The sequence below is a fragment of the Allosphingosinicella sp. genome (assembly GCF_035626655.1).
Taxonomy (GTDB): Bacteria; Pseudomonadota; Alphaproteobacteria; order Sphingomonadales; family Sphingomonadaceae; genus Allosphingosinicella.
Map to the genome: position 1 here is coordinate 82,649 of NZ_DASPNF010000001.1, position 19,304 is coordinate 101,952.

General features: G+C 69.7%; 24 protein-coding genes and 1 tRNA gene. 8 read left to right on the top strand and 17 right to left on the bottom strand.

What is annotated here, in order from left to right; translation table 11 throughout:
- Nucleotides 1–42 precede the first annotated feature (42 nt).
- Nucleotides 43–1,428, top strand: coding sequence for a UdgX family uracil-DNA binding protein (locus VEC11_RS00480; RefSeq protein ID WP_464128199.1), 1,386 nt, complete (start codon nucleotides 43–45; stop codon nucleotides 1,426–1,428).
- Nucleotides 1,429–1,532: 104 nt separating this feature from the next.
- Here the strand turns inward: VEC11_RS00480 and VEC11_RS00485 are convergent, their stop codons facing one another.
- Both VEC11_RS00485 and VEC11_RS00490 read right to left on the bottom strand, forming a co-directional pair.
- Complete coding sequence (locus tag VEC11_RS00485; RefSeq protein WP_464128101.1) at nucleotides 1,533–2,525, bottom strand: NADP-dependent oxidoreductase; 993 nt, start codon at nucleotides 2,523–2,525, stop codon at nucleotides 1,533–1,535.
- 71 nt (nucleotides 2,526–2,596) lie between these two features.
- Nucleotides 2,597–3,136, bottom strand: a complete 540-nt coding sequence (locus VEC11_RS00490) for a DUF2171 domain-containing protein (protein ID WP_464128103.1) — start codon at nucleotides 3,134–3,136, stop codon at nucleotides 2,597–2,599.
- 111 nt (nucleotides 3,137–3,247) lie between these two features.
- On the opposite strand from VEC11_RS00490, the gene VEC11_RS00495 reads away from it, so the two are divergent.
- From VEC11_RS00495 to mobA, 6 genes are all read left to right on the top strand, one after another.
- Nucleotides 3,248–3,323: transfer RNA gene (locus VEC11_RS00495), tRNA-Ala, on the top strand.
- A gap of 117 nt (nucleotides 3,324–3,440) precedes the next feature.
- Complete coding sequence (locus VEC11_RS00500; RefSeq protein ID WP_464128105.1) at nucleotides 3,441–4,949, top strand: aldehyde dehydrogenase family protein; 1,509 nt, start codon at nucleotides 3,441–3,443, stop codon at nucleotides 4,947–4,949.
- A gap of 2 nt (nucleotides 4,950–4,951) precedes the next feature.
- Nucleotides 4,952–5,248 carry a DUF1244 domain-containing protein gene (locus VEC11_RS00505; protein ID WP_464128107.1) on the top strand — a complete coding sequence of 99 codons (297 nt, stop codon included), beginning with the start codon at nucleotides 4,952–4,954 and terminating at the stop codon, nucleotides 5,246–5,248.
- Nucleotides 5,249–5,264: 16 nt separating this feature from the next.
- Nucleotides 5,265–6,254, top strand: a complete 990-nt coding sequence (moaA, locus tag VEC11_RS00510) for a GTP 3',8-cyclase MoaA (protein WP_464128110.1) — start codon at nucleotides 5,265–5,267, stop codon at nucleotides 6,252–6,254.
- Nucleotides 6,254–6,997 (top strand): sulfite exporter TauE/SafE family protein, encoded by a 744-nt coding sequence (locus VEC11_RS00515; protein ID WP_464128111.1) that lies wholly within the window; start codon nucleotides 6,254–6,256, stop codon nucleotides 6,995–6,997. The genes moaA and VEC11_RS00515 overlap by 1 nt, the downstream gene beginning before the upstream one ends.
- Nucleotides 6,994–7,524, top strand: a complete 531-nt coding sequence (mobA, locus tag VEC11_RS00520) for a molybdenum cofactor guanylyltransferase (protein ID WP_464128114.1) — start codon at nucleotides 6,994–6,996, stop codon at nucleotides 7,522–7,524. The genes VEC11_RS00515 and mobA overlap by 4 nt, the downstream gene beginning before the upstream one ends.
- On the opposite strand, the gene VEC11_RS00525 is transcribed toward mobA, so the two are convergent.
- From VEC11_RS00525 to VEC11_RS00545, 5 genes are read right to left on the bottom strand one after another with little or no spacing between them, the layout of a single operon-like run.
- A complete protein-coding gene (locus tag VEC11_RS00525; protein WP_464128116.1) occupies nucleotides 7,511–8,677 on the bottom strand; it encodes a molybdopterin molybdotransferase MoeA in 1,167 nt (388 codons plus the stop codon). The genes mobA and VEC11_RS00525 overlap by 14 nt on opposite strands.
- Nucleotides 8,674–9,141: a cyclic pyranopterin monophosphate synthase MoaC gene (gene moaC, locus VEC11_RS00530; protein WP_464128119.1), complete on the bottom strand. Its 468-nt coding sequence runs from the start codon at nucleotides 9,139–9,141 to the stop codon at nucleotides 8,674–8,676. The genes VEC11_RS00525 and moaC overlap by 4 nt, the downstream gene beginning before the upstream one ends.
- A complete protein-coding gene (gene moaB, locus VEC11_RS00535; RefSeq protein WP_464128122.1) occupies nucleotides 9,138–9,674 on the bottom strand; it encodes a molybdenum cofactor biosynthesis protein B in 537 nt (178 codons plus the stop codon). Before moaB ends, moaC begins: the two co-directional genes overlap by 4 nt.
- The gene (locus tag VEC11_RS00540; protein ID WP_464128125.1) at nucleotides 9,674–10,126 is read right to left on the bottom strand and encodes a molybdenum cofactor biosynthesis protein MoaE; all 453 of its coding nucleotides are present in this window, start codon (nucleotides 10,124–10,126) and stop codon (nucleotides 9,674–9,676) included. The genes moaB and VEC11_RS00540 overlap by 1 nt, the downstream gene beginning before the upstream one ends.
- Nucleotide 10,127: 1 nt before the next feature.
- Nucleotides 10,128–10,349, bottom strand: coding sequence for a MoaD/ThiS family protein (locus VEC11_RS00545; protein ID WP_464128128.1), 222 nt, complete (start codon nucleotides 10,347–10,349; stop codon nucleotides 10,128–10,130).
- Nucleotides 10,350–10,450: 101 nt separating this feature from the next.
- On the opposite strand from VEC11_RS00545, the gene fdhD reads away from it, so the two are divergent.
- Nucleotides 10,451–11,257: a formate dehydrogenase accessory sulfurtransferase FdhD gene (gene fdhD, locus VEC11_RS00550; RefSeq protein WP_464128130.1), complete on the top strand. Its 807-nt coding sequence runs from the start codon at nucleotides 10,451–10,453 to the stop codon at nucleotides 11,255–11,257.
- Here the strand turns inward: fdhD and VEC11_RS00555 are convergent.
- The 10 genes from VEC11_RS00555 to VEC11_RS00600 all read right to left on the bottom strand — a co-directional run bounded on the left by VEC11_RS00555 (nucleotide 11,254) and on the right by VEC11_RS00600 (nucleotide 19,275).
- Entirely contained in the window at nucleotides 11,254–11,556 is a 303-nt protein-coding gene (locus VEC11_RS00555) for a formate dehydrogenase subunit delta (RefSeq protein ID WP_464128131.1), read from the bottom strand. The two genes, fdhD and VEC11_RS00555, sit on opposite strands and share 4 nt — an antisense overlap.
- Complete coding sequence (gene fdhF, locus VEC11_RS00560) at nucleotides 11,553–14,378, bottom strand: formate dehydrogenase subunit alpha (RefSeq protein WP_464128134.1); 2,826 nt, start codon at nucleotides 14,376–14,378, stop codon at nucleotides 11,553–11,555. Before fdhF ends, VEC11_RS00555 begins: the two co-directional genes overlap by 4 nt.
- A complete protein-coding gene (locus tag VEC11_RS00565) occupies nucleotides 14,375–15,883 on the bottom strand; it encodes an NADH-ubiquinone oxidoreductase-F iron-sulfur binding region domain-containing protein (RefSeq protein ID WP_464128137.1) in 1,509 nt (502 codons plus the stop codon). Before VEC11_RS00565 ends, fdhF begins: the two co-directional genes overlap by 4 nt.
- Complete coding sequence (locus tag VEC11_RS00570; protein WP_464128140.1) at nucleotides 15,880–16,305, bottom strand: NAD(P)H-dependent oxidoreductase subunit E; 426 nt, start codon at nucleotides 16,303–16,305, stop codon at nucleotides 15,880–15,882. Before VEC11_RS00570 ends, VEC11_RS00565 begins: the two co-directional genes overlap by 4 nt.
- 65 nt (nucleotides 16,306–16,370) lie before the next feature.
- The gene (locus VEC11_RS00575; RefSeq protein ID WP_464128143.1) at nucleotides 16,371–16,769 is read right to left on the bottom strand and encodes a VOC family protein; all 399 of its coding nucleotides are present in this window, start codon (nucleotides 16,767–16,769) and stop codon (nucleotides 16,371–16,373) included.
- A gap of 84 nt (nucleotides 16,770–16,853) precedes the next feature.
- Nucleotides 16,854–17,252 carry a winged helix DNA-binding protein gene (locus VEC11_RS00580; protein ID WP_464128146.1) on the bottom strand — a complete coding sequence of 133 codons (399 nt, stop codon included), beginning with the start codon at nucleotides 17,250–17,252 and terminating at the stop codon, nucleotides 16,854–16,856.
- Nucleotides 17,252–17,836 (bottom strand): JAB domain-containing protein, encoded by a 585-nt coding sequence (locus tag VEC11_RS00585; RefSeq protein ID WP_464128202.1) that lies wholly within the window; start codon nucleotides 17,834–17,836, stop codon nucleotides 17,252–17,254. The genes VEC11_RS00580 and VEC11_RS00585 overlap by 1 nt, the downstream gene beginning before the upstream one ends.
- A complete protein-coding gene (locus VEC11_RS00590; RefSeq protein WP_464128147.1) occupies nucleotides 17,776–18,255 on the bottom strand; it encodes a hypothetical protein in 480 nt (159 codons plus the stop codon). Before VEC11_RS00590 ends, VEC11_RS00585 begins: the two co-directional genes overlap by 61 nt.
- A 48-nt stretch (nucleotides 18,256–18,303) precedes the next feature.
- Entirely contained in the window at nucleotides 18,304–18,669 is a 366-nt protein-coding gene (locus VEC11_RS00595; protein ID WP_464128150.1) for a hypothetical protein, read from the bottom strand.
- Nucleotides 18,670–18,735: 66 nt separating this feature from the next.
- Nucleotides 18,736–19,275 (bottom strand): helix-turn-helix domain-containing protein, encoded by a 540-nt coding sequence (locus VEC11_RS00600; RefSeq protein WP_464128153.1) that lies wholly within the window; start codon nucleotides 19,273–19,275, stop codon nucleotides 18,736–18,738.
- Nucleotides 19,276–19,304 lie beyond the last annotated feature (29 nt).

The window sequence follows — 19,304 nt, forward strand, 5'->3', positions numbered from 1 at the left end:
TGAAGGAGCCCGGCCTTGGCGACGCTCGCGACTAGACAGGCGATCCGCACCGTCCGCCTGGCCGCGCCCGACGATTTCGAGGGCTGGCGGGAGGCCGCGCGGGCGCTCGCTCTGGTCGGCGCGGCGCCGTCGGAGGTGCTCTGGGAGGTGGCCGGCGCCGAGACCGACCTGTTCGGCGCGCCCGCCCCGGCGCCGCCCGCGCCCGCCGGCCTGTTCAGCGTTCCCCGTGCCTTCGTCGCTCTGGCCGAGCAGGTGATCTGCCATCGGGACCCCGAGCGCTTCGCCTTGCTCTACGCGATGCTGGTGAAATTGCGCGAGCGGCCGGACGCGCTGGACGACAAGGCCGATCCGCTCGTCCACCGGCTGGAAGGGATGGCGCGGGCGGTCCGCCGCGACATCCACAAAATGCACGCCTTCCTGCGCTTCCGCGAGGTGGAAACCGAGGAAGGTCCGCGCTTCGTCGCCTGGTTCGAGCCCGACCATCATGTCCTGCGTGCCGCCGCGCCCTTCTTCGTGCAGCGCTTCGCGACGATGCACTGGTCGATCCTGACGCCGGAGCTCAGCGTCCACTGGGACGGCGAGACCCTGGCCGAGGGCCCCGGTGCCTCGCGCGCCGACGCGCCGGACGGCGATCCCGTCGAGGCGGTGTGGAAGACCTATTATGCCTCCATCTTCAACCCGGCCCGCGTGAAGGTCGGCGCGATGCTCCGCGAGATGCCGAAGAAATATTGGAAAAACATGCCCGAGACCGCGTTGGTCCCGGCGCTGCTCAAAGGCGCGCAGGCACGGGAGAGCGCGATGGCCGCCGCGTCCGCCGTGAAGGTCGGCGACAATGTCGGAAAGAGCTGGGACGCGGTCCGCGCCGAGGCGATGCACTGCACGCGCTGCGATCTCTACAAATGCGCCACGCAGACCGTGTTCGGGGAGGGGCCGCTCGACGCCCGGATCGTCTTCGTCGGCGAGCAGCCGGGCGACCAGGAGGATCTGGCCGGCAAGCCGTTCGTCGGGCCCGCGGGTCAGCTCTTCGACCGCGCGCTGGCCGATGCCGGGGTGCCGCGCGAGCGCACCTACGTCACCAATGCGGTGAAGCATTTCAAGTTCGAGCGCCGCGGCAAGCGCCGCATCCACGAAAAGCCCAATGGCGGCGAGATCGCCGCCTGCCGCTGGTGGATCCAGCAGGAGCTGGCCCTGATCCGGCCGCCTCTGGTCGTCGCGCTCGGCGCCACGGCCGCCCGCTCCCTGTTCGGCAAGGTCGTCACCATCTCGGCCCTGCGCGGCAAGGGCCACAAGCTGCCGGACGGCGGCGAGGCCTGGGTCACCGTCCACCCGAGCTTCCTCCTCCGCGTCCGCGACGACCGCGAGGCGGAATATGAGAGATTCGTCGAGGACCTCCGCCGGATCGGGAGGCGGGCAAAGGACCTGGCCTGATCCACGGCTGTGGTCCGGCGAAGGCCGGACCGCTGGACGGAAAGTCTGCGTATGCTTCACAACGCTCCGGCGTTCGCCGGAGCACGATAGAAGGGAGAAAGGGCCTAGAGCTTCACCAGCATCTTGCCCGTATTGCCCCCGCTGAACAGGCCGAGAAAGGCGTCCGGCATCGCCTCGATCCCCTCGTGCACGGTTTCGCGCGACTTGACCGCGCCCGAGGCGATCCAGCCGCCCATCTCGCGGTAGAAGTCCGCCATTTCGGCCAGATAATCGGTGTAGATGAAGCCCTTCAGCATAATCCGCATCGCGATGATCCGCATGATGAAGCGGAATTGGTGGGTCGAGCCCTTGTTGTAATCGTCGATCATCCCGCAGATCGCGAAGCGCGCATTCTGGCGGGCGAGCGCGAAGGCGGCGTCGAGATGCTCGCCGCCGACATTGTCGAAATAGACGTCGATCCCCTTCGGGGCCGCCGCCTGCAGCTGCGGCAGGACCGGCCCCGCCTTGTAGTCGATCGCCGCGTCCGCGCCGAGCTCCCGCACCCAGGCGCATTTGTCGGCGCCGCCGGCCGAGCCGATCACGGTCATGCCCTTCGCCCTGGCGATCTGCACCACCGCCGAGCCGACCGCGCCCGCCGCCGCCGAAACGAAGACGATGTCGCCTTCCTTCGCCTGCGCGGCCCGGAGCAGCCCGAAATAGGCGGTGCCGCCGGTCAGGCCGAGATTGCCGAGCCACTCATGCTCGGCGACGGGAAGGGGCGGCATCTTGTTGAACGCCTCGGCCGGCGCCGCGGCCTGCTCGCGCCAGCCGAGCATGTGGAAGACGAGGTCGCCCTCCTTGAGGTTGGGCGACCGGCTTTCCACCACGGTGCCGACCGCGCCGCCCTGCATCGGCTCGTCCAGCTGGAAGGGCGGGACGTAGCTCTTCACGTCGTTCATCCGGCCCCGCATATAGGGGTCGACCGAGAGCCATTTGTTCTCGACCCGGGCCCAGCCGTCCTGCAGCGGGGCCGTCGGCTGCGCCTTCAGCGCGAAATTCTCATGGGTCGGAAGCCCCTGCGGGCGGGACATCAAATGCCAGGCGCGGTTGCCGCTCATCAGGCCTCTCCTTGCGTCTTTCCCGTTCCATCGGCGGAATGACGCAAGGAGTCAAAGCCCGGGCCGAGGCCCTATTTCTTCTCGTCCCGATAGGTGCCCGAGAAGGCGCGGTCCAGGATGTGCGGGCCGTCGCTGCCGCTGTCCTCGCGTTCAAACAGGGCGCGGCTGCGCTCCTCGGTCCGCCACCGTGCCATTGCCTCGTCGGCGTCGAGCGTCAGATGGACCTTGTCGTCCACCTTCGCGACCCAGCCCGCGGGGATGGCGTGATGCACGCCGCCCGCCGTGGCGTCGCGCCTGGTCAGCACGATATGCTCGCCGCGCAGGCAATCGACCATGCCGACATGGCCGCCGTCGGCGCCGCGCACCTCCATATGCTCGCGGATCTTCTCGACCGCCTCATGCCAGGCCGCGTCGCGGATCGCGAAGCCGTCGCCGCCCGGCGCCGCGCCATAGCCGCCTCTGGTGAGATCGCCCGCCCTGGCGCCGGCGCCGAAATCCTCGCCGGCCGCCCGTTCCCTGTCAGCCTGCGGGTCGTGCGCCGTCTGGTTGCCCCAGCCGGGGCCGAAGCTGTCGTCGCCCTGCCATTCGGGGCCGCGTTCCTTGCCGGTCATGTCGAACTCCTCCACGCGCCGCCACGGGCGGCTTTGGAGAGAAAAACGCGGGCGCGAAGGGCGGGTTGCATCGGGCGGGCGCCGTCGCTATCTGGGCGCTCCCGAAGGTGCGGGGCTGTAGCTCAGATGGGAGAGCGCTGCAATCGCACTGCAGAGGTCAGGGGTTCGATTCCCCTCAGCTCCACCACTCTCGCCTTCCGGGTCCTCCTCGCGTCCCCGCTGACTCCACCCCGCCATTGCCGCTCCTGTGCGTAAAGCCTAGAGCGACTCGGCACGGGGAAATGGGTTTCAACGGAGAGCGACCATGAACGAGATGACCCGCATCAGCGCCCAGCCGGCCTATTCGGATGCCGCCAGCAAGGCCCTGGCGCGCAAGCCGCAATTGTTCATCAACGGCGCCTGGGTGGACTCGACGGGCGGCGCGACGCTGGCGGTGATCGACCCGTCGACCGGCCGCGAGGTCTCCCGCTTCGTCGACGCGACCAACGAGGATGTGGACCGCGCGGTCGCCGCCGCGCGCACCGCCTTCGACGACGGCCGCTGGACCGGCCTGCCGCCGATCGCGCGTGAGGTCCTGATCAACAGGCTCGCCGACCTGCTCGAGGCGCATGCCGACGAGTTCGCCGAGCTGGAGGCGATCGACAACGGCAAGCCCAAGGCGATCGCGGCCGCGGTCGACATTCCCGCCTCGATCCGCATGCTCCGCTACACGGCGGGCTGGACCACCAAGCTGGGCGGCGACATGATCGATCCGCTGGGCGCGCCCGCCGGCGCCTTCCACGCCTATGTCCGCCGCGAGCCGGTCGGCGTCGCCGCGCAGATCGTGCCGTGGAACTTCCCGATGATCATGGCCACGCAGAAGATCGCGCCGGCCCTGGCCGCGGGCTGCACGGTCGTCCTGAAGCCCGCCGAGCAGACCTCGGTGACCGCGCTCCGCCTCGCCGATCTGGTCGCGGAGGCCGGCTTCCCGGCCGGTGTGATCAACATCATCACCGGCCTCGGCGAGACGGCCGGCGACCGCCTGGTCCGCCATCCCGACGTCGACAAGGTCGCCTTCACGGGCTCGACCGAGGTCGGCAAGATCATCAACCGCGCCGCCACCGACAGCCTGAAGCGGGTGACCCTCGAGCTCGGCGGCAAGTCGCCGGTCATCGTGCTTCCCGATGTCGACGTCGACAAGGTCGCCGGCGGCGCCGCGGGTGCGATCTTCTTCAACTCCGGCCAGATCTGCGTTGCCGGCTCGCGCCTGTTCGCGCACCGCTCGATCTTCGACAAATTGCTCGAGGGCGTCGCCAGCCATGCCCGGCATTGGGCGCCGGGGCCGAGCCTCGACAGCGCCACCCGCATGGGCCCGCTCGTCTCCGACGAGCAGCAGCGGCGGGTGATGGACTATATCGACCAGGGCCGGAAGGCCGGCGCCTCGATCCTGACCGGCGGCGACGCCTGCGGCTCGGAGGGCTATTACGTCAACCCGACGGTGATGGTGGACGTGCATCCCGAGATGAGCGTGGTGCGCGAGGAGATTTTCGGCCCGGTGCTCGTCGCCCAGCGCTTCGACGATCTGGACGAGGTGGCGAAGGCGGCGAACGACACCGTCTACGGTCTCGGCGCCAGCATCTGGACGAAGGACCTCAGCAACATGCACCGGCTGGCCGCGAAGATCAAAGCGGGCACGGTCTGGGGCAATTGCCACTCGGTGATCGACCCGGCTTTGCCCTTCGGCGGCTACAAGCAGTCGGGGCTCGGCCGCGAGCAGGCCCGGCAGGGCGTCGAGGCCTATACCGAGCTGAAGACTGTGGTGATCGCGCTCTGAGCATGGACGGGATCGACGATCGGGTCGCCGCCGCCGCCTTTCGCCGGCTGGTCGAGCATCTGCGGCATCGCCGGGACGCGCAGAATGTCGACCTGATGGGCCAGGCCGGCTTCTGCCGGAACTGCCTCGCCGATTGGGTCGCGGAGGCGTCCGCCGAGGCGGGCGAGCCGCTGAGCCGCGAGGAGGCGCGCCGCGCGATCTACGGCATGGACTATGCCGAGTGGAAGAAGGGCCAGCCGGAAGCGACGCCCGAGCAACTCGCGCGGATGGAAGCGAGCGTTGCGCGCAACCGGGGGTGAGGCGTAAGCTCCCGGCATGGAACGCAAGGCGGACCTGATCGACTCCTACGGCCGGCGGATCTCCTATCTCCGCCTGTCGGTGACGGACCGCTGCGACCTCAGGTGCCGCTATTGCATGGCGGAGACGATGAATTTCCTGCCGCGCGCCGAGCTGCTGACGCTGGAGGAGCTGGTCGAGGTCGCCGACGCCTTCATCGCCCGCGGCGTCACCCGGATCAGGCTGACCGGCGGCGAGCCCCTGGTCCGGCGCGGGATCGAGCAATTGGTGGGCTGGCTGGGCGCGAGGCTCGGCCAGGGCCTCGAGGAGCTCACTCTCACCACCAACGGCACCCAGCTCGCCCGCTTCGCGGCGGACCTGCGGGCCGCGGGCGTCCGGCGCGTGAATGTCAGCCTCGACAGCCTCGATGCCGATTGCTTCCGCCACATCACCCGGCGCGGCGACCTCACGCAGGTGCTTGGCGGCATTGCGGCGGCGAAGGCGGCGGGGCTCAGGGTCAAGATCAACATGGTCGCCCTCAAGGGCCTCAACGAGGACGAGATCGAGGCCATGGCGCGCTGGTGCGCCGCCGAGGGGCACGACCTCACCCTGATCGAGACCATGCCGCTCGGCGAGGTGGAGACGGACCGGACCGGCCATTATCTCCCGCTCGACGCCGTGAAGCGCGGACTGGAGGAGCGTTTCACGCTGACGCCCTCGTTCCGGCGCACCGGCGGCCCCGCGCGCTATTATGAGGTGGCTGAGCTCGGCCTGAAGCTCGGTCTGATCACCCCGCTGACCGGCAATTTCTGCAGCGGCTGCAACCGCGTCCGGGTGACCGCGACCGGCACCGTCTACGGCTGTCTCGGCCAGGACCAGAAGGTCGAGCTGCGCGACCTGCTGCGCGCGGGCGGGACGCTCGATCCGGCGCTCGACGCATTGATGGCGGCGAAGCCCGAGGGCCACGACTTCCACATCGCCGCGCGCCGCCCGGCCGTGGCCAGGCATATGAGCGTCACGGGGGGCTGATGGACCCGTCCCTGCTGCTCGCCATCGCCGCCTTGATGGCGGTCGCGGCGGCGCTCTATTCCTCGGTCGGCCATGGCGGCGCCTCGGCCTATCTCGCGATCATGGCGCTCTTCTCGGTGGCACCGGAGACGATGCGGCCGACCGCTCTGGCACTGAACCTCGTCGTCGCGGGTCTTGGGGCGGCGCGCTACGGCCTCAGGGGCCAGACCAACTGGAAGCTGCTCCTCGCCTTTGCGGTCACTTCGGCCCCGGCGGCCTGGCTCGGCGGGTCCATCCATCTGCCGCCCGAATTTTACCGGCCGCTGGTCGGGGCCGTGCTGGTCGCCGCGGCGGTGCGGTTGTTCTGGTCGCCGAAGCAGCTTGCGTATCGCGAGGTGACGACGCCGAGCCTGCTGATCACGCTCCCTGCCGGTGCAGCGCTCGGCTTCCTCGCCGGGCTGACCGGGACGGGCGGCGGCATCTTCCTCAGTCCGCTGATCATCCTCTTCGCTTGGGAGACGCCGCGCCACACCTCCGGCGTCGCCGCCGGCTTCATCTTCCTGAACTCCGCGGCGGGGCTGCTCGGCAATCTCGCCGCGGTGCGCAGCCTGCCCGCGGAGATGCCCTGGCTGATGGGCGCGGTCGCCCTCGGGGCTTTGCTCGGCACCTGGCTCGGCGTCGAGAAATTGCCGCGCGATAGGCTGCTGCAGGCGCTCGGCCTCGTCCTGACCCTCGCCGGGGTCAAATTGATCTTCGGCGGATGAGGATCGTCATCCTCGCGGGCGGCGAGGGAAGCCGCATCGGTGGCGGCAAGCCCCAGCGCCTGCTCGGCGGCGAGACTTTGCTGGAGCGGGCGCTGCGGAGGGCGCGAAGCTGGTCGGACGATGTGCTCGTCGCGGCGCGCGAGGGCGCCGACATCGCAGACGATCCGGCGGTCGAGGGTCCGCTCGGCGGCGTTGCCGCGGCGCTGGCGAGGGGCGGGGATGTGCTCACCATCCCCTGCGACATGCCCTTCCTCCCCGACGATCTGCCGGCCCGCCTGAGCGGCGGCGCGGCGGCCAGGGTCGCGGCGAGCGGCGGGCGGCTGCATCCCGTCTGCGCGCTCTGGAAAGCGCAGGCGCGCGACGCGCTGCCCGCCTATCTCGCGACCGGCCGCCGCTCGCTGACCGGCTTCGCCGAGGCAGTGGGCTACGAGGCCGTGGAATGGCGAACGGAGCCGGTCGACCCCTTCTTCAACATCAACGACGAAGCGGATCTCGCCCGCGCCGAGGCTCTGCTCAGAAGTCGATGACCTCGACCGTCTCGCCCGCTTCGGCGGGCGGGGCGCCGGCGCGGCGGCGGATCAGGAGGTCGGCATCGGCCAGGGTCTTCTGCGCCCCCGAATCCTGGTAGCCGGCGGGCATCGCCGCGCCCTCCTCCCAGGTCGCGCGGACGAAGGTCTCGCGGTCGCCGCACGGGCCGAGCGGCGCGGCCAGCGGCGCCTGCCGCCAGCGGAGCCCGGCCTCCCGTCCGCACAGGCCCTGGAGCAGCGGCGCGAGCAGCAGCCGCGCCGTCACCATCGCCGAGCTGGGATTGCCAGGAAGGCCCATGACCAGCCGCCCGCCGGCCCGCCCGAGCCAGACCGGCTTGCCGGGCTTGATCGCGACCTTCGAGAAGATCAGCTCCAGCCCCGCCGGCGCGAACATCGCCTTGGCATAATCCTTCTCGCCGACCGAGGCGCCGCCGGTGACGACGACCAGGTCGGCCCGCTCCAGCCCCCAGCCGGCCATCTGCTCCAGCTCGGGGAGATTGTCCCGCAGCCGCCGGCTCATCACGATCACGCCGCCGGCCGCTTCGGCGAGCGCCCCCACGCCGAGCAGCAGGCTCTCCGGGATGGCGCCGGGCCGGTCCCGCGCCCGGCCCGGCTCCGCCAGCTCGTCGCCGGTGCCGAAGATGGCCAGGAGCGGCTGTCGCCAGACCTCAACCTCGCCGAGATCCGCGCCCGCGGCGGCGACCAGCTCGCGCGGGCCCAGCCGCCGGCCGGCGTCGAGCAGGGTCGTGCCGGCCGCGAAATCCGCGCCGCGCCTGCGGATATGGCGCCCGCCGCCGGGCGCGCCGAACGTGGCGACATCGCCGTCGCGCGTCACCTCTTCCTGGATGACGACCCGGTCGGCGCCGTCGGGCACGGGCCCGCCGGTGAAAATGCGCAGGCAGGTGCCCGGCGCCAGCTGCGATACCTTGTCGCCCGGATAGGCCGTGCCCGCGACCGGCAGCGCGCCCGGCAGATCAGCCTCGCGCACAGCATAGCCGTCCATGGCGGAGACGTCGCGGGGTGGGGCGTCGACCTGCGCGATCACCGGCGCGGCGAGGGTGCGGCCGTGCGCCTCGGCCAGGGAGACGCTCTCGACGCCGAGCGGCTTCGCGGCGCCTGCGACCAGAGCCATCGCCTCGTCGAAGCCGATCACCAGCCGCCCGATTTGCCGCCGGTCTTCGACGTCACCTGGATGCCGCCGATCTCCATAGTCCGGTCGACTGCCTTCAGCATGTCGAACAAAGTGAGGCCCGCGACCGAGGCGGCGGTCAGCGCCTCCATCTCGACGCCGGTCGGCGCATGCGTGCGGACCTCGGCGGCGATCCGGAACCCCGGCAGCTCGTCGTCCAGCCCGATCGTCACGCTGACCTTGGTCAGCGGCAGCGGGTGGCAGAGCGGGATCAGGTCGGCGGTGCGCTTGGCGGCCATGGTGCCGGCCAGCTCGGCGGTCTGGATGACGGCGCCCTTGGGCGTGGTGCCGGCGCGGACCAGAGCGAGCGTCTCGGGTTTGCACTTCAGCCAGCCCGCGGCGGTGGCTTTGCGGTCGGTCGGCGCCTTGCCGGTCACGTCGATCATGGCAGCGCGGCCGTCCTCGCCGACATGGCTGAGCCGGCTCATGCGCAGAGTTGCCTGAGCCGCGGAATCTGCCCGGCGAGCGAGCAGGGGCGATAGCGGCTGTCCAGCTCAAGCGAGAGCACCAGGTCCCAGCCGTCGCGGCAGGCGCCGGTGGAGCCCGGCAGGCAGAAGATGAACTTGTCCTCGATCTGCCCGGCAAAGGCGCGTGACTGGAGGGTGGAGACGCCGATCGAGCCTTCGCTGGCGCGGTGGAAGACGGCGGCGAAGCCGTCCATCTCGCGGCGGAGCAGCGGCCTCACCGCCTCGGGCGTGACGTCGCGCGGCGCGAAGCCGGTGCCGCCGGTGGAGAGGATGACGTCGACCTCGGGGTCCGCGACCCAGGCCTTCACCTGCGCCTGAATGGCCTCGATGCTGTCGGTGACGATCGCCTTGCCCGCCAGCGCGTGGCCCGCCGCGACGAGCCGCTCGGCGAGCAATGCGCCCGACTTGTCCGTCTCCTCGGTGCGCGTGTCCGAGACGGTCAGCACGGCGATGCCGAGCGGATAGAAGGTCAGGCTCTCGTCGATTCCCGGCATCAGTCGTTCCAGCGCGCGCGGTCGGCGCGGTCGGCCTCGGTAGGCTCGATCCAGCGCGGGCCGTCAAGCCTGTCCTCGCGCTTCCAGAACAGGGCGTCGGTCTTCAGCCGGTCCATCAGAAAGTCGACCGCGTCGAACGCGGCGCGGCGATGGGCGGCGGCGGCGGCCACGAAGACGATCGCCTCGCCGGGTGCGATCGCGCCGCAGCGATGGACGATGCGGACCGCGTTGACTCCGAAACGCTCGGCGGAGGCGGCGATGTCGTGCAGGCTGCCTTCGGTCAGGCGCGGATGATGGTCGAGGAACAGGCTCGTGACGGCGTCTCCGTCCTTTGTCGCGGGGCGGCAGAGGCCGGTGAAGCTGGCGATTGCGCCCGCCCCGTCGTCCGCGAAGCCGGCGAGTTCCGCCTCGGGCCGGAAGGGTTCGTGGACCAGGCGCGCGTCGATCCGCATCTCAGCCGCCCGACAGAGGCGGCAGGAAATCCACGCGGTCGCCCGGATAGACCCAGATATCGTCCAGGGCCGTTTCATCGTTGACCAGCGCGCGGACCTTGTCCGCATCGAGCCCGTCAAAATAGGCGCGCAGCTCCGACAACGAGACGCCGTCAGGCAGATCGAGGTCCACCTGCCGCCCGAGCCGTTCGGCCAGTCTTCCATAGAAGCCGATCGTTATCACAGGGGCCTTCTATCCTTCCCGGCGCGCGAAGACGATGCTTCACTTGTCGCCGCCCGCGAACGCCGCCATGCTGCCGCACCGCCATGTCCGCTGACGAAAATATGCCATCCGGCCTGCGATTTGCTGCAGCTTATGCCGCGCACCAAATCGGTGCTGACGGAAGGATTGCCGAGCGGCCGAGGACGGTGCCGGTGGAGACGCCGGTGGCGATCAGCTTCCTCGGCATCGGCTATGCGGTGATGATGGCGACGCCGAACGACCTGGCGGATTTCGCCTACGGCTTCGCCAGGTCCGAGCGGCTGATCGACGGCTCGGCCGACGTGACGGGGGTCGAGATAGACTCGGCGGAAAACGGGGTGCTGCTCGGCATCGAGCTGGTGCCCGAACGGCACGACAGGGTGCTGGCGCGCGTGCGGCACCGGGTCGGCGAGTCCTCCTGCGGCCTGTGCGGGATCGAGAATCTGGAGCAGGCGCTGCGCCCCTTGCCGGCGGTGCCTCCGCCACCGCGGATCGCGCCCACCGCGATCTTTCGGGCGCTCGAGGCGATCCGCGCGCACCAGCCGCTCAATGCGGAAACCGGCGCCGTCCACGCGGCGGCCCTGTGCGACGCGGAGGGCAGGGTGCTGGCGGCGCGCGAGGATGTCGGCCGCCACAACGCCCTCGACAAACTGGTCGGCCATTGCCTGCGCGAGGGGCGGGACATGGGTGCGGGCTTCGCCCTGCTGACCGCCCGCTGCTCCTACGAATTGGTCGAGAAAGCGGCTTTGGCCGGTATCCCCATGCTCGTCACCATCTCGGCGCCGACCAGCCTCGCCGTCGAACGGGCGAAGGAGGCCGGGCTGACGCTCATCGCCTTGGCCCGCTCCGATTCGGTCCTCGTGATGAGCGATCCGCACGGGCGCTTCTAGCCGGCGTCGGAGCCCGCTCCCGAAGCGCCCTCGCCGGCGCTGTTGAACTCCGTGGCCTTGGTAACGGGCGCCGGCTCGGCGTCGCCGGCCAGCTTCGCGACCGCCGCACGGGCGATGTCGCTGAGCCCCTCGCCGCCGGCGCTCAAATGCGTGAGGATCATGCTCCGCATCCGGGGATCCCAGAAATGCCAGAGATGGTCCCAGGTCGCGTCGACGGCCTCGCGCGGGCGCTGGCTCGCAAATTCCCGCGCGATCTGGTTGGCCATGTAGACGAGCTTGTCGAGCGTGTGGCCGCTCATTCGGCGGCCTCGGTGGCCGCGGCGATGCGGCGCGAGTGCATCGCCTGGATCTCATATTCCTCCTGCCATTCGGTCGGGCCGTTGGAGGGCATCACCTGCACCGCGGTGACCTTGTATTCGGGGCAGTTGGTGGCCCAGTCCGAATATTCGGTGGTGACCACGTTCGCCTGGGTCATCGGGTGGTGGAAGGTGGTGTAGACCACACCCGGCGCGACCCGGTCGGTGATCGTCGCGCGTAGCGTCGTCTCGCCCGCGCGGCTCGCCAGCTTCACCCAGTCGCCTTCCCTGATGCCGCGATTTTCGGCGTCGTGCGGGTGGATCTCGAGCAGATCCTCCTTGTGCCAGAGCACATTCTCGGTCCGCCTTGTCTGGGCGCCGACATTATACTGGCTGAGGATCCGGCCGGTGGTGAGCAGAAGCGGATAGCGCGGGCCGACCTTCTCGTCGGTCGCGACATATTCGGTCAGCACGAACCGTCCCTTGCCGCGCACGAAATGCTCCATGTGCATGACCGGCGTGCCCTCGGGCGCCTTCTCGTTGCAGGGCCACTGGATCGAGCCCAATTCCTCCAGCCTGGCGAAGGAGACGCCGGCGAAGGTCGGCGTCACCGCGGCGATCTCGTCCATGATCTGGGCCGGGTGCGTGTAATTCCAGTCGAGCCCGAGCGCGCGGGCGAGCAATTGCGTGACCTCCCAGTCGGCATAGCCGTTCTTCGGCTTCATCACCGTCCGGACGAGCTGGATGCGCCGCTCCGCATTGGTGAAGGTCCCGTCTTTCTCGAGGAAGGTCGAGCCCGGCAGGAAGACATGGGCGTAATTGGCGGTTTCGTTGAGGAAGAGATCGTGGACGACCACGCACTCCATCGCCTTCAGCCCGGCGGCGACGTGGCGGGTATTGGGGTCGGACTGAAGGATGTCCTCGCCCTGGATGTAGACTCCCTTGAACACGCCATCGACCGCGGCGTCGAGCATGTTGGGGATGCGCAGGCCCGGCCCCGGATCGATCGGCGTTCCCCATAATTTCTCGAACAGGTCGCGTGCGGTGCCGTCGGAGACGTGGCGGTAGCCGCTGAGCTCGTGCGGGAAGCTGCCCATGTCGCACGAGCCTTGGACATTGTTCTGGCCCCTCAGCGGATTCACGCCGACGCCCGGGCGGCCGATATTGCCGGTCGCCATGGCCAGATTGGCGATCGCCATGACTGCGGTCGTGCCCTGGCTGTGCTCGGTGACGCCGAGCCCGTAATAGATCGCGCCATTGCCGCCCGTGGCGTAGAGCCGCGCCGCGCCGCGCAAATCGGCGGCGGGGACGCCGGTATAGCGCTCGACCGCTTCCGGGCTATGCTCCGGCCGGGCGACGAACTCGGCCCATTCGCGATATTCGTCGAGGTCGCAGCGCTGGGCGATGAAGGTCTCGTTGGCCAGGCCTTCGGTGACGATGACATGGGCCATCGCGGTCAGCACTGCGACGTTCGTCCCGGGCTTCAGCGGCAAATGAAAGCTCGCCTCGATATGGGGCGTGCGGACCATGTCGATCCGGCGGGGATCGATGATGATCAGCTTCGCGCCCTGGCGGAGGCGCCGCTTCATCCGGCTGGCGAAGACCGGGTGACCGTCGGTCGGGTTGGCGCCGATCACGATCATCACATCGGCCTGCATCACGCTGTCGAAATCCTGCGTGCCGGCGGAGGTGCCGAAGGTGGTCTTCAGGCCATAGCCGGTCGGCGAGTGGCAGACCCGGGCGCAGGTATCGACATTGTTGTTGCCGAAGCCCGCGCGGACCAGCTTCTGGACGAGGAAGGTTTCCTCGTTCGTGCAGCGCGACGAGGTGATCCCGCCAACCGCCCGGTTGCCATAATCCTGCTGGATCCGCCGGAACTCGCTGGCGGTATGGGCGATCGCCTCTTCCCAGCTCACCACCTGCCAGGGCTCGTCGACCGACTTGCGGATCATCGGCTCAAGCACGCGCTCGCGGTGCGTCGCGTAGCCCCAGGCGAAGCGGCCCTTGACGCAGCTATGGCCGCGATTGGCCTTGCCCTCTTTCCACGGCACCATGCGCACGACCTCCTCGCCGCGCATCTCCGCCTTGAAGGTGCAGCCGACGCCGCAATAGGCGCAGGTGGTGATCTCGGACCATTCCGGCAGGCCGATCTCCTTGACCGTCTTCTCCTGCAGCGAACCGGTCGGGCAGGCCTGCACGCAGGCGCCGCAGGAGACGCACTCGGAGGCGAGGAAGGCCTCGTCCTGGCTCGCCGAGACATGGCTGCCGAAGCCGCGGCCGGCGATGGTCAGGGCGAAGGTGCCCTGCACCTCGTCGCAGGCGCGCACGCAGCGCGAGCAGACGATGCAGAGGCTCGGGTCGAAGTCGAAATAGGGGTTGGAGGTGTCGCAGGGCGCGCCGAGATGCTGGGCGACCGGCAGATAACGGTCGCGCGCGGCGCCGACCATCGCCGCCATCTCCTGCATCTCCGTCGCCTCCTCGGGCGCCGGATGATCGGAGAGATAGAGCTCCATCACGCCCTTGCGCAGTCGCTGCAGGCGGTCGCTCTGCGTGACCACGGCCATACCCTCGGCGACCGGGGTGGTGCAGGAGGCGGGTGTGCCCGGCCGCTCGTCAATCTCGACCAGGCAGATGCGGCAGGAGCCGAACGCCTTCATGCTGTCGGTGGCGCATAGCTTCGGGATCTGGGTGCCGGCGAGGCTGGCGGCGCGCATGATCGACGTGCCGGCTGGCACGGTGACGCTCTCGCCGTCGATGGTGAGGGTGACCTGCGCCTCCGCCGCGGAAGCGGGGGTGCCGTGATCGGCGTCGCGGATCAGGGTCATGACATGGTCTCCACTTCGCGCGCCCGGGCGAAGTCCTCCGGGAAGTGCTTCAGCGCCGACATCACCGGATAGGGTGTAAAACCGCCGAGGGCACAGAGCGATCCGAATTTCATGGTTTCGCAGAGTTCCTCGACCAGGACGAGATTGGCCGCCACCGCCTCGCCCGCCAGCACCCGGTCCAGCGCCTCCATGCCGCGGACCGAGCCGATCCGGCAGGGCGTGCACTTGCCGCAGCTCTCCGCCGCGCAGAATTGCATGGCGAAGCGCGCCATCTTCGCCATGTCGACGCTGTCGTCGAACACCGTGATGCCGGCATGGCCGATCAGCCCGTCGGCGGCGGCGAAGGTTTCGTAGTCGAAGGGGAGGTGGAATTCGGAGGGCGGGAAATAGGCGCCGAGCGGACCGCCGACCTGCACCGCCCGGACCGGACGGCCGGAGAGGGTACCGCCGCCAATTTCGTTGACCAGTTCGCCCAAAGTGATCCCGAACGCGGTCTCGAACAGTCCGCCATTCCTGACATTGCCGGCGAGCTGGATCGGCATCGTCCCGCGCGAGCGGCCCATGCCGTAATCCGCATAGGCCTTTGCCCCCTCGGCGAGCACATAAGGGACGGCGGCGAGGGTCAGCACATTGTTGATGATCGTCGGCTTCCCGAACAGGCCCTCGATCGCCGGGAGCGGCGGCTTGGCGCGGACCTCGCCGCGCTTCCCTTCGAGGCTCTCCAGCAGCGAGGTCTCCTCGCCACAGACATAGGCGCCGGCCCCGACGCGGACCTCCATGTCGAAATGATGCTCGGAATGAAGCAGCCGGCCGAGCAGGCCGTTGATCCGCGCGGTCTCCACCGCCCGCTCCATCGCCCGGATCGCATGCGGATATTCGGAGCGGATGTAGATATAGCCCCGGGTCGCGCCCACCGCGAGGGCGGCGATCGCCATGCCCTCGATCAGCATGAAGGGATCGCCCTCCATCACCATCCGGTCGGCGAAGGTGCCGCTGTCGCCCTCGTCGGCATTGCAGACGATATATTTCTGGTCGGCGACGGCGCCGGCCGCGGTCCGCCACTTGATCCCGGCCGGGAAGCCCGCCCCGCCGCGGCCGCGCAGGCCGGACTGGAAGACCTCCTCCACGGTCGCCTCCGGCCCCAGCGCAATGGCGCGCTCCAGCCCCTTCAGGCCGCCATGAGCGCGATACTCCTCGATCGACTGCGGGTCGGTGATCCCGCAGCGCGCGAAGGTGAGGCGGGTCTGGCGCTTCAGGAAAGGCAGCTCCTCGACGGGGCCGACGCATTTGGGATGCGCCTCGCGCTCGGCCAGGATCGCCGGGACGTCGTCGGGCGTGACGCGGGCAAAACCGATCCGGCCCGCGTCGGTCTCGATCTCCAGCAAGGGCTCGAGCTCGAACATGCCGCGCGAGCCGTTGCGGACGACGCCCTCGCCGACGGCCGCGGCGACCGCATCGGCGCCGACCGCGCAGGCGGCGGCATCGCCGGGGACGAAGACCCTCATGCAGCGACCTCGCCGATCAGCTTTTTCGCGCCTGCCTCGTCCAGCCGGGCGAAGACGCGGTCGCCGACCATGGCCGAGGGCCCGCTGGCGCAGAGGCCGAGGCAATAGACGGTCTCGACCTGGATCCGCTCGTCCGCCTCGAACACGGGGGCCAGCGCCTCGACGCCGCGCGCCTGGCAGGCCTCGGCCCGGCAGAGCTTCACCACCGGCAGGTCCGCGGGGGCCGGCTTCAGGTCATGATAGAAAGTGACCACGCCATGGACCTCGGCGCGCGACAGGTTCAGCGCCTCGGCGATCAGCGGCACCGCGGTGGCCGGGACATGGCCGAGCGCCGCCTGCACATCGTTCAGGATCGGCAGCAATGCGCCCTTGCGCCCCTCGTGCCGGCGAAGGATCCCGGAGATCTGGTCTTCGAACTGCACAGACTTCCTCTCTTGCGCCCCGTCTTACAGACTGGGAGCGCAGGGCGGAAGGCTGGCAGTGCGGTCTAGTGGTTACCTTTGCGGTAGTTGAGCTCGAGCAGGACGCCGTTCGGATCGCGGACGAAAATCTGCTTGAGGTCGATCGCGGCGACATGGTTCCCGCGGTGGTGAAGGCCCATGCAGTCGAGCTTCCCGATCATCTCGTCATGGCCCTTGCAGGAGAGCGCGACATGATGGACCGCCCCGGTATCGGCGCCCTTGTTGACGTCGCCGATCGCGTTCAGCGCGCCGGGCGTGGAGAGGTGGAAGATCGCATTCCCCTCGACGTCGAACATCCATTGCACCTGCGCGGGATCGAGCGGCGGCGGCGGATCGCCCGCCCGCAGGTCGAGCACGTCGCGGTAGAAAGCGACGGTCTCTGCCAGCTTCACGGTCTGGATGTTGATATGATCGAGCCTGACCATGGCCTTCTCCCGGCGAGTCTTCCCGGGAGCCTAGCAGACCACGCCGCCGCGCGCGAAATCGGCGCGGGGACGTCCCGCGCCGAGCTAGGCGCCCCGTGCGAGATAGCGGACGAGCAGCTCGATCGACCGGTCGGTGAGCTCGACGATCCGCATCTTGCGCGAGCGCGGGGCGCGGCGGCGGGTGATCAGCCCTTCCTCCTCCATCCGGTCGAGCAGGCGGCGCCCGGTCGTGTCCGACACCCCCGCCGCCTTATAGGCCTTGCACAGGATCATCGCCTGGCCGCGTTCGCGCGCTGTGAACATGGCGAGCAGCAGGTCCCAGGCCGGCTCGCCGAACAGAGCGGGCGGGAACATGGCGTCGCGGCGCCGCCGCTCGGCGTAGAGGCGGTCGGCCCAGGCGCGGGCATGGGCGCGCTCCCCGGCCTGGTCGGTGGCCGGCGCCGCGGCGGGCGGGCGATAGTCGAGGCTGCTGGTCTGGTGCATCACAAATATCCTGCTGCGCGGAGGCTGATCCAGCCCGAACGGGCGACGATGACATGGTCGTGAAGCCTGATGTCGAGCGGCTCCCCGGCCGTGGCGACGAGGCGGGTGAGGCGCACATCCTCACGGCTGGGCTTCGGGTCGCCGGACGGATGGTTGTGGGCGAGAATGAGCGCGGTCGCGCCCACTTCGAGCGACCGCCTGACGATCTCGCGGGGATAGATGGGCGCGACGTTGACCGACCCCTCGATCACCGTCTCGTCGAGCAGCAGGCGGTTGCGGGTGTTGAGGTAGAGGACGCGCAGCTGCTCGACCGGCTCGTGGGCCATGGCCGCGAAGAGATAGTCGGTGACGGCGTCGGAATCGCCGAGCACCGGCCCCTGCAGCGCCTCGCGGCGCAGCGCGTGGAGCATCGCCGAGCGCAGCGTGGCGAGCCAGGCGACCACCCTCTGCTCCTCGCCCAGGACCCGTTGCTGTGCGGCCGGCGGTGCGGCGAGGGCCGCGCCGAGCGAGCCGAACTCGCCGATCAGCCGGTCGGCCCAGCCGGCGGCCCCGGGTCCGATCGGCCGGAGGAGCTCACCCAGGATCTGTCGGCACCGTGACGGGCCAGCCTCCGGCGATGCAGGAAGGTGCCCAGCGCGATCAGCAGGACGATCGGATAGCTCCAGATCGTCAGCACCACCGCATAGGCCCACCAGAAGGTGTCGGGCCCCACGAGCCGCGCCAGATGGCCAAGCACGCCGAGGCCGAGAAAGGCGCTCACCCATAAGGGCCAGAAGCGGTCGGCCCGAAGGGCAATGGGGACGAAGGCGAGAAAGGTGACGACATCGACGATGAACACTCCGGTTTCGACGTTCAGCCAGCGCTGGTCGTGCGCGGTGAGGATCAGGTGGGAGGCGGCCACGGACAGCCCGTAGACCGCCGCCCCGATCCGCTCCGGCCCGCCTCCCGCCCAGAGGGCATAGAGAGTGCAGAGGGCCAGGAGCGCGACGAAAGGATAGTTCACCGCCTGACCGGATCATGGCTGCACGACGCGGTCAAGCGGTGGCCCTCCTCAGGCGACGGCGCGCAGCTGCGCGACCGGCGCCTCGCCTGCCGCGGCCTCGGTGAAGCCCGGCGGCGTCTTGGGCACGGTGTCGCCCGAGGCGACCTCGGCGAGGCCGATCTGCAGGCGCGCCTCGTCAAGCGACTGGTGGGTGGCGACGATCCGGCGGCGCGCCTCGACGAGCGCGGTGAAGGCCTCCGCCGCCCGGTCGAGCGCGGCCTGGCCGATCATCGCCGGCAGACGCGCCTCGGTCCGGGCCTGCGGCATGGCGGCATTGAGCTCGGCAGCGCGGGTCAGCGCGAGATCGATCGCGCTCTCCACGGCGAACAGGCGGTCGGCCACTTTCTGGGCCACGGCTTGGCGTAGTCTGGGCATGAATCCTCTCCCCCCGCCGGCTGCGTCGCCGGCGCGTTTCCGCTGTTGGCAATCAGGTCTGCGAAACTAGCTTACGGCCCGACCGAGCCTAGACAGGGCTTCCATTCCGGCGAGGAAGACACCGAAGGCGAAGGCGATCAGGAGCATCGTCCCGAATATCCACCCCAGCCTTTGCAGCGCATTCAGGTCATCTGGCCTGCCTCCCCGGACTGGGAGCGGCAACCGGAGCCGTCTCGGCCGGAGCGAGGGCGCCGCCGCGAAGGCAGCCTGTTCTTCCCGCATCGCCCCGGCCGGGAGCGGCCCCGATCCCTGCCCGCCCTCGGTCGATAGGCCGAATGTCGCCGAACCGGACCCATCCGCAATGTCCCGCGGCGGGTATACCTGCGGCTGGTAGGCGTCCGGCGCCTCGGTTTCGGCGAGCATGAGAGCGGCATCGCGCCTTTTGTTGACGCCGAGCGTGCGCATCGCCGCCTTGATGCGCTGGTTGACGCCGTCCGGGCTGATGCCGAGCGCCCGCGCGATCTCCTTCGTCTCGAGATGGCGGTCGACCATGCGCAGCACGGCACGCTGGCCCTCTGTCAACCTGGCGACACGATCCCGACTCATGGCTGCAGGATAACCTGCATCAGGCCGTC

Coding starts and splice junctions, on each gene's coding strand:
- fdhD (WP_464128130.1), top strand. CDS start 10,451: ATGCCATCCGGCCTGCGATTTGCTGCAGCTTATGCCGCGCACCAAATC.
- VEC11_RS00505 (WP_464128107.1), top strand. CDS start 4,952: ATGGACGGGATCGACGATCGGGTCGCCGCCGCCGCCTTTCGCCGGCTG.
- VEC11_RS00485 (WP_464128101.1), bottom strand. CDS start 2,525: ATGAGCGGCAACCGCGCCTGGCATTTGATGTCCCGCCCGCAGGGGCTT.
- moaA (WP_464128110.1), top strand. CDS start 5,265: ATGGAACGCAAGGCGGACCTGATCGACTCCTACGGCCGGCGGATCTCC.
- VEC11_RS00490 (WP_464128103.1), bottom strand. CDS start 3,136: ATGACCGGCAAGGAACGCGGCCCCGAATGGCAGGGCGACGACAGCTTC.
- VEC11_RS00500 (WP_464128105.1), top strand. CDS start 3,441: ATGAACGAGATGACCCGCATCAGCGCCCAGCCGGCCTATTCGGATGCC.
- VEC11_RS00600 (WP_464128153.1), bottom strand. CDS start 19,275: ATGAGTCGGGATCGTGTCGCCAGGTTGACAGAGGGCCAGCGTGCCGTG.
- fdhF (WP_464128134.1), bottom strand. CDS start 14,378: ATGACCCTGATCCGCGACGCCGATCACGGCACCCCCGCTTCCGCGGCG.
- VEC11_RS00555 (WP_464128131.1), bottom strand. CDS start 11,556: ATGAGCGGCCACACGCTCGACAAGCTCGTCTACATGGCCAACCAGATC.
- VEC11_RS00575 (WP_464128143.1), bottom strand. CDS start 16,769: ATGGTCAGGCTCGATCATATCAACATCCAGACCGTGAAGCTGGCAGAG.
- VEC11_RS00565 (WP_464128137.1), bottom strand. CDS start 15,883: ATGAGGGTCTTCGTCCCCGGCGATGCCGCCGCCTGCGCGGTCGGCGCC.
- moaC (WP_464128119.1), bottom strand. CDS start 9,141: ATGAGCCGGCTCAGCCATGTCGGCGAGGACGGCCGCGCTGCCATGATC.
- moaB (WP_464128122.1), bottom strand. CDS start 9,674: ATGCCGGGAATCGACGAGAGCCTGACCTTCTATCCGCTCGGCATCGCC.
- VEC11_RS00540 (WP_464128125.1), bottom strand. CDS start 10,126: ATGCGGATCGACGCGCGCCTGGTCCACGAACCCTTCCGGCCCGAGGCG.
- VEC11_RS00515 (WP_464128111.1), top strand. CDS start 6,254: ATGGACCCGTCCCTGCTGCTCGCCATCGCCGCCTTGATGGCGGTCGCG.
- VEC11_RS00595 (WP_464128150.1), bottom strand. CDS start 18,669: ATGCCCAGACTACGCCAAGCCGTGGCCCAGAAAGTGGCCGACCGCCTG.
- mobA (WP_464128114.1), top strand. CDS start 6,994: ATGAGGATCGTCATCCTCGCGGGCGGCGAGGGAAGCCGCATCGGTGGC.
- VEC11_RS00580 (WP_464128146.1), bottom strand. CDS start 17,252: ATGCACCAGACCAGCAGCCTCGACTATCGCCCGCCCGCCGCGGCGCCG.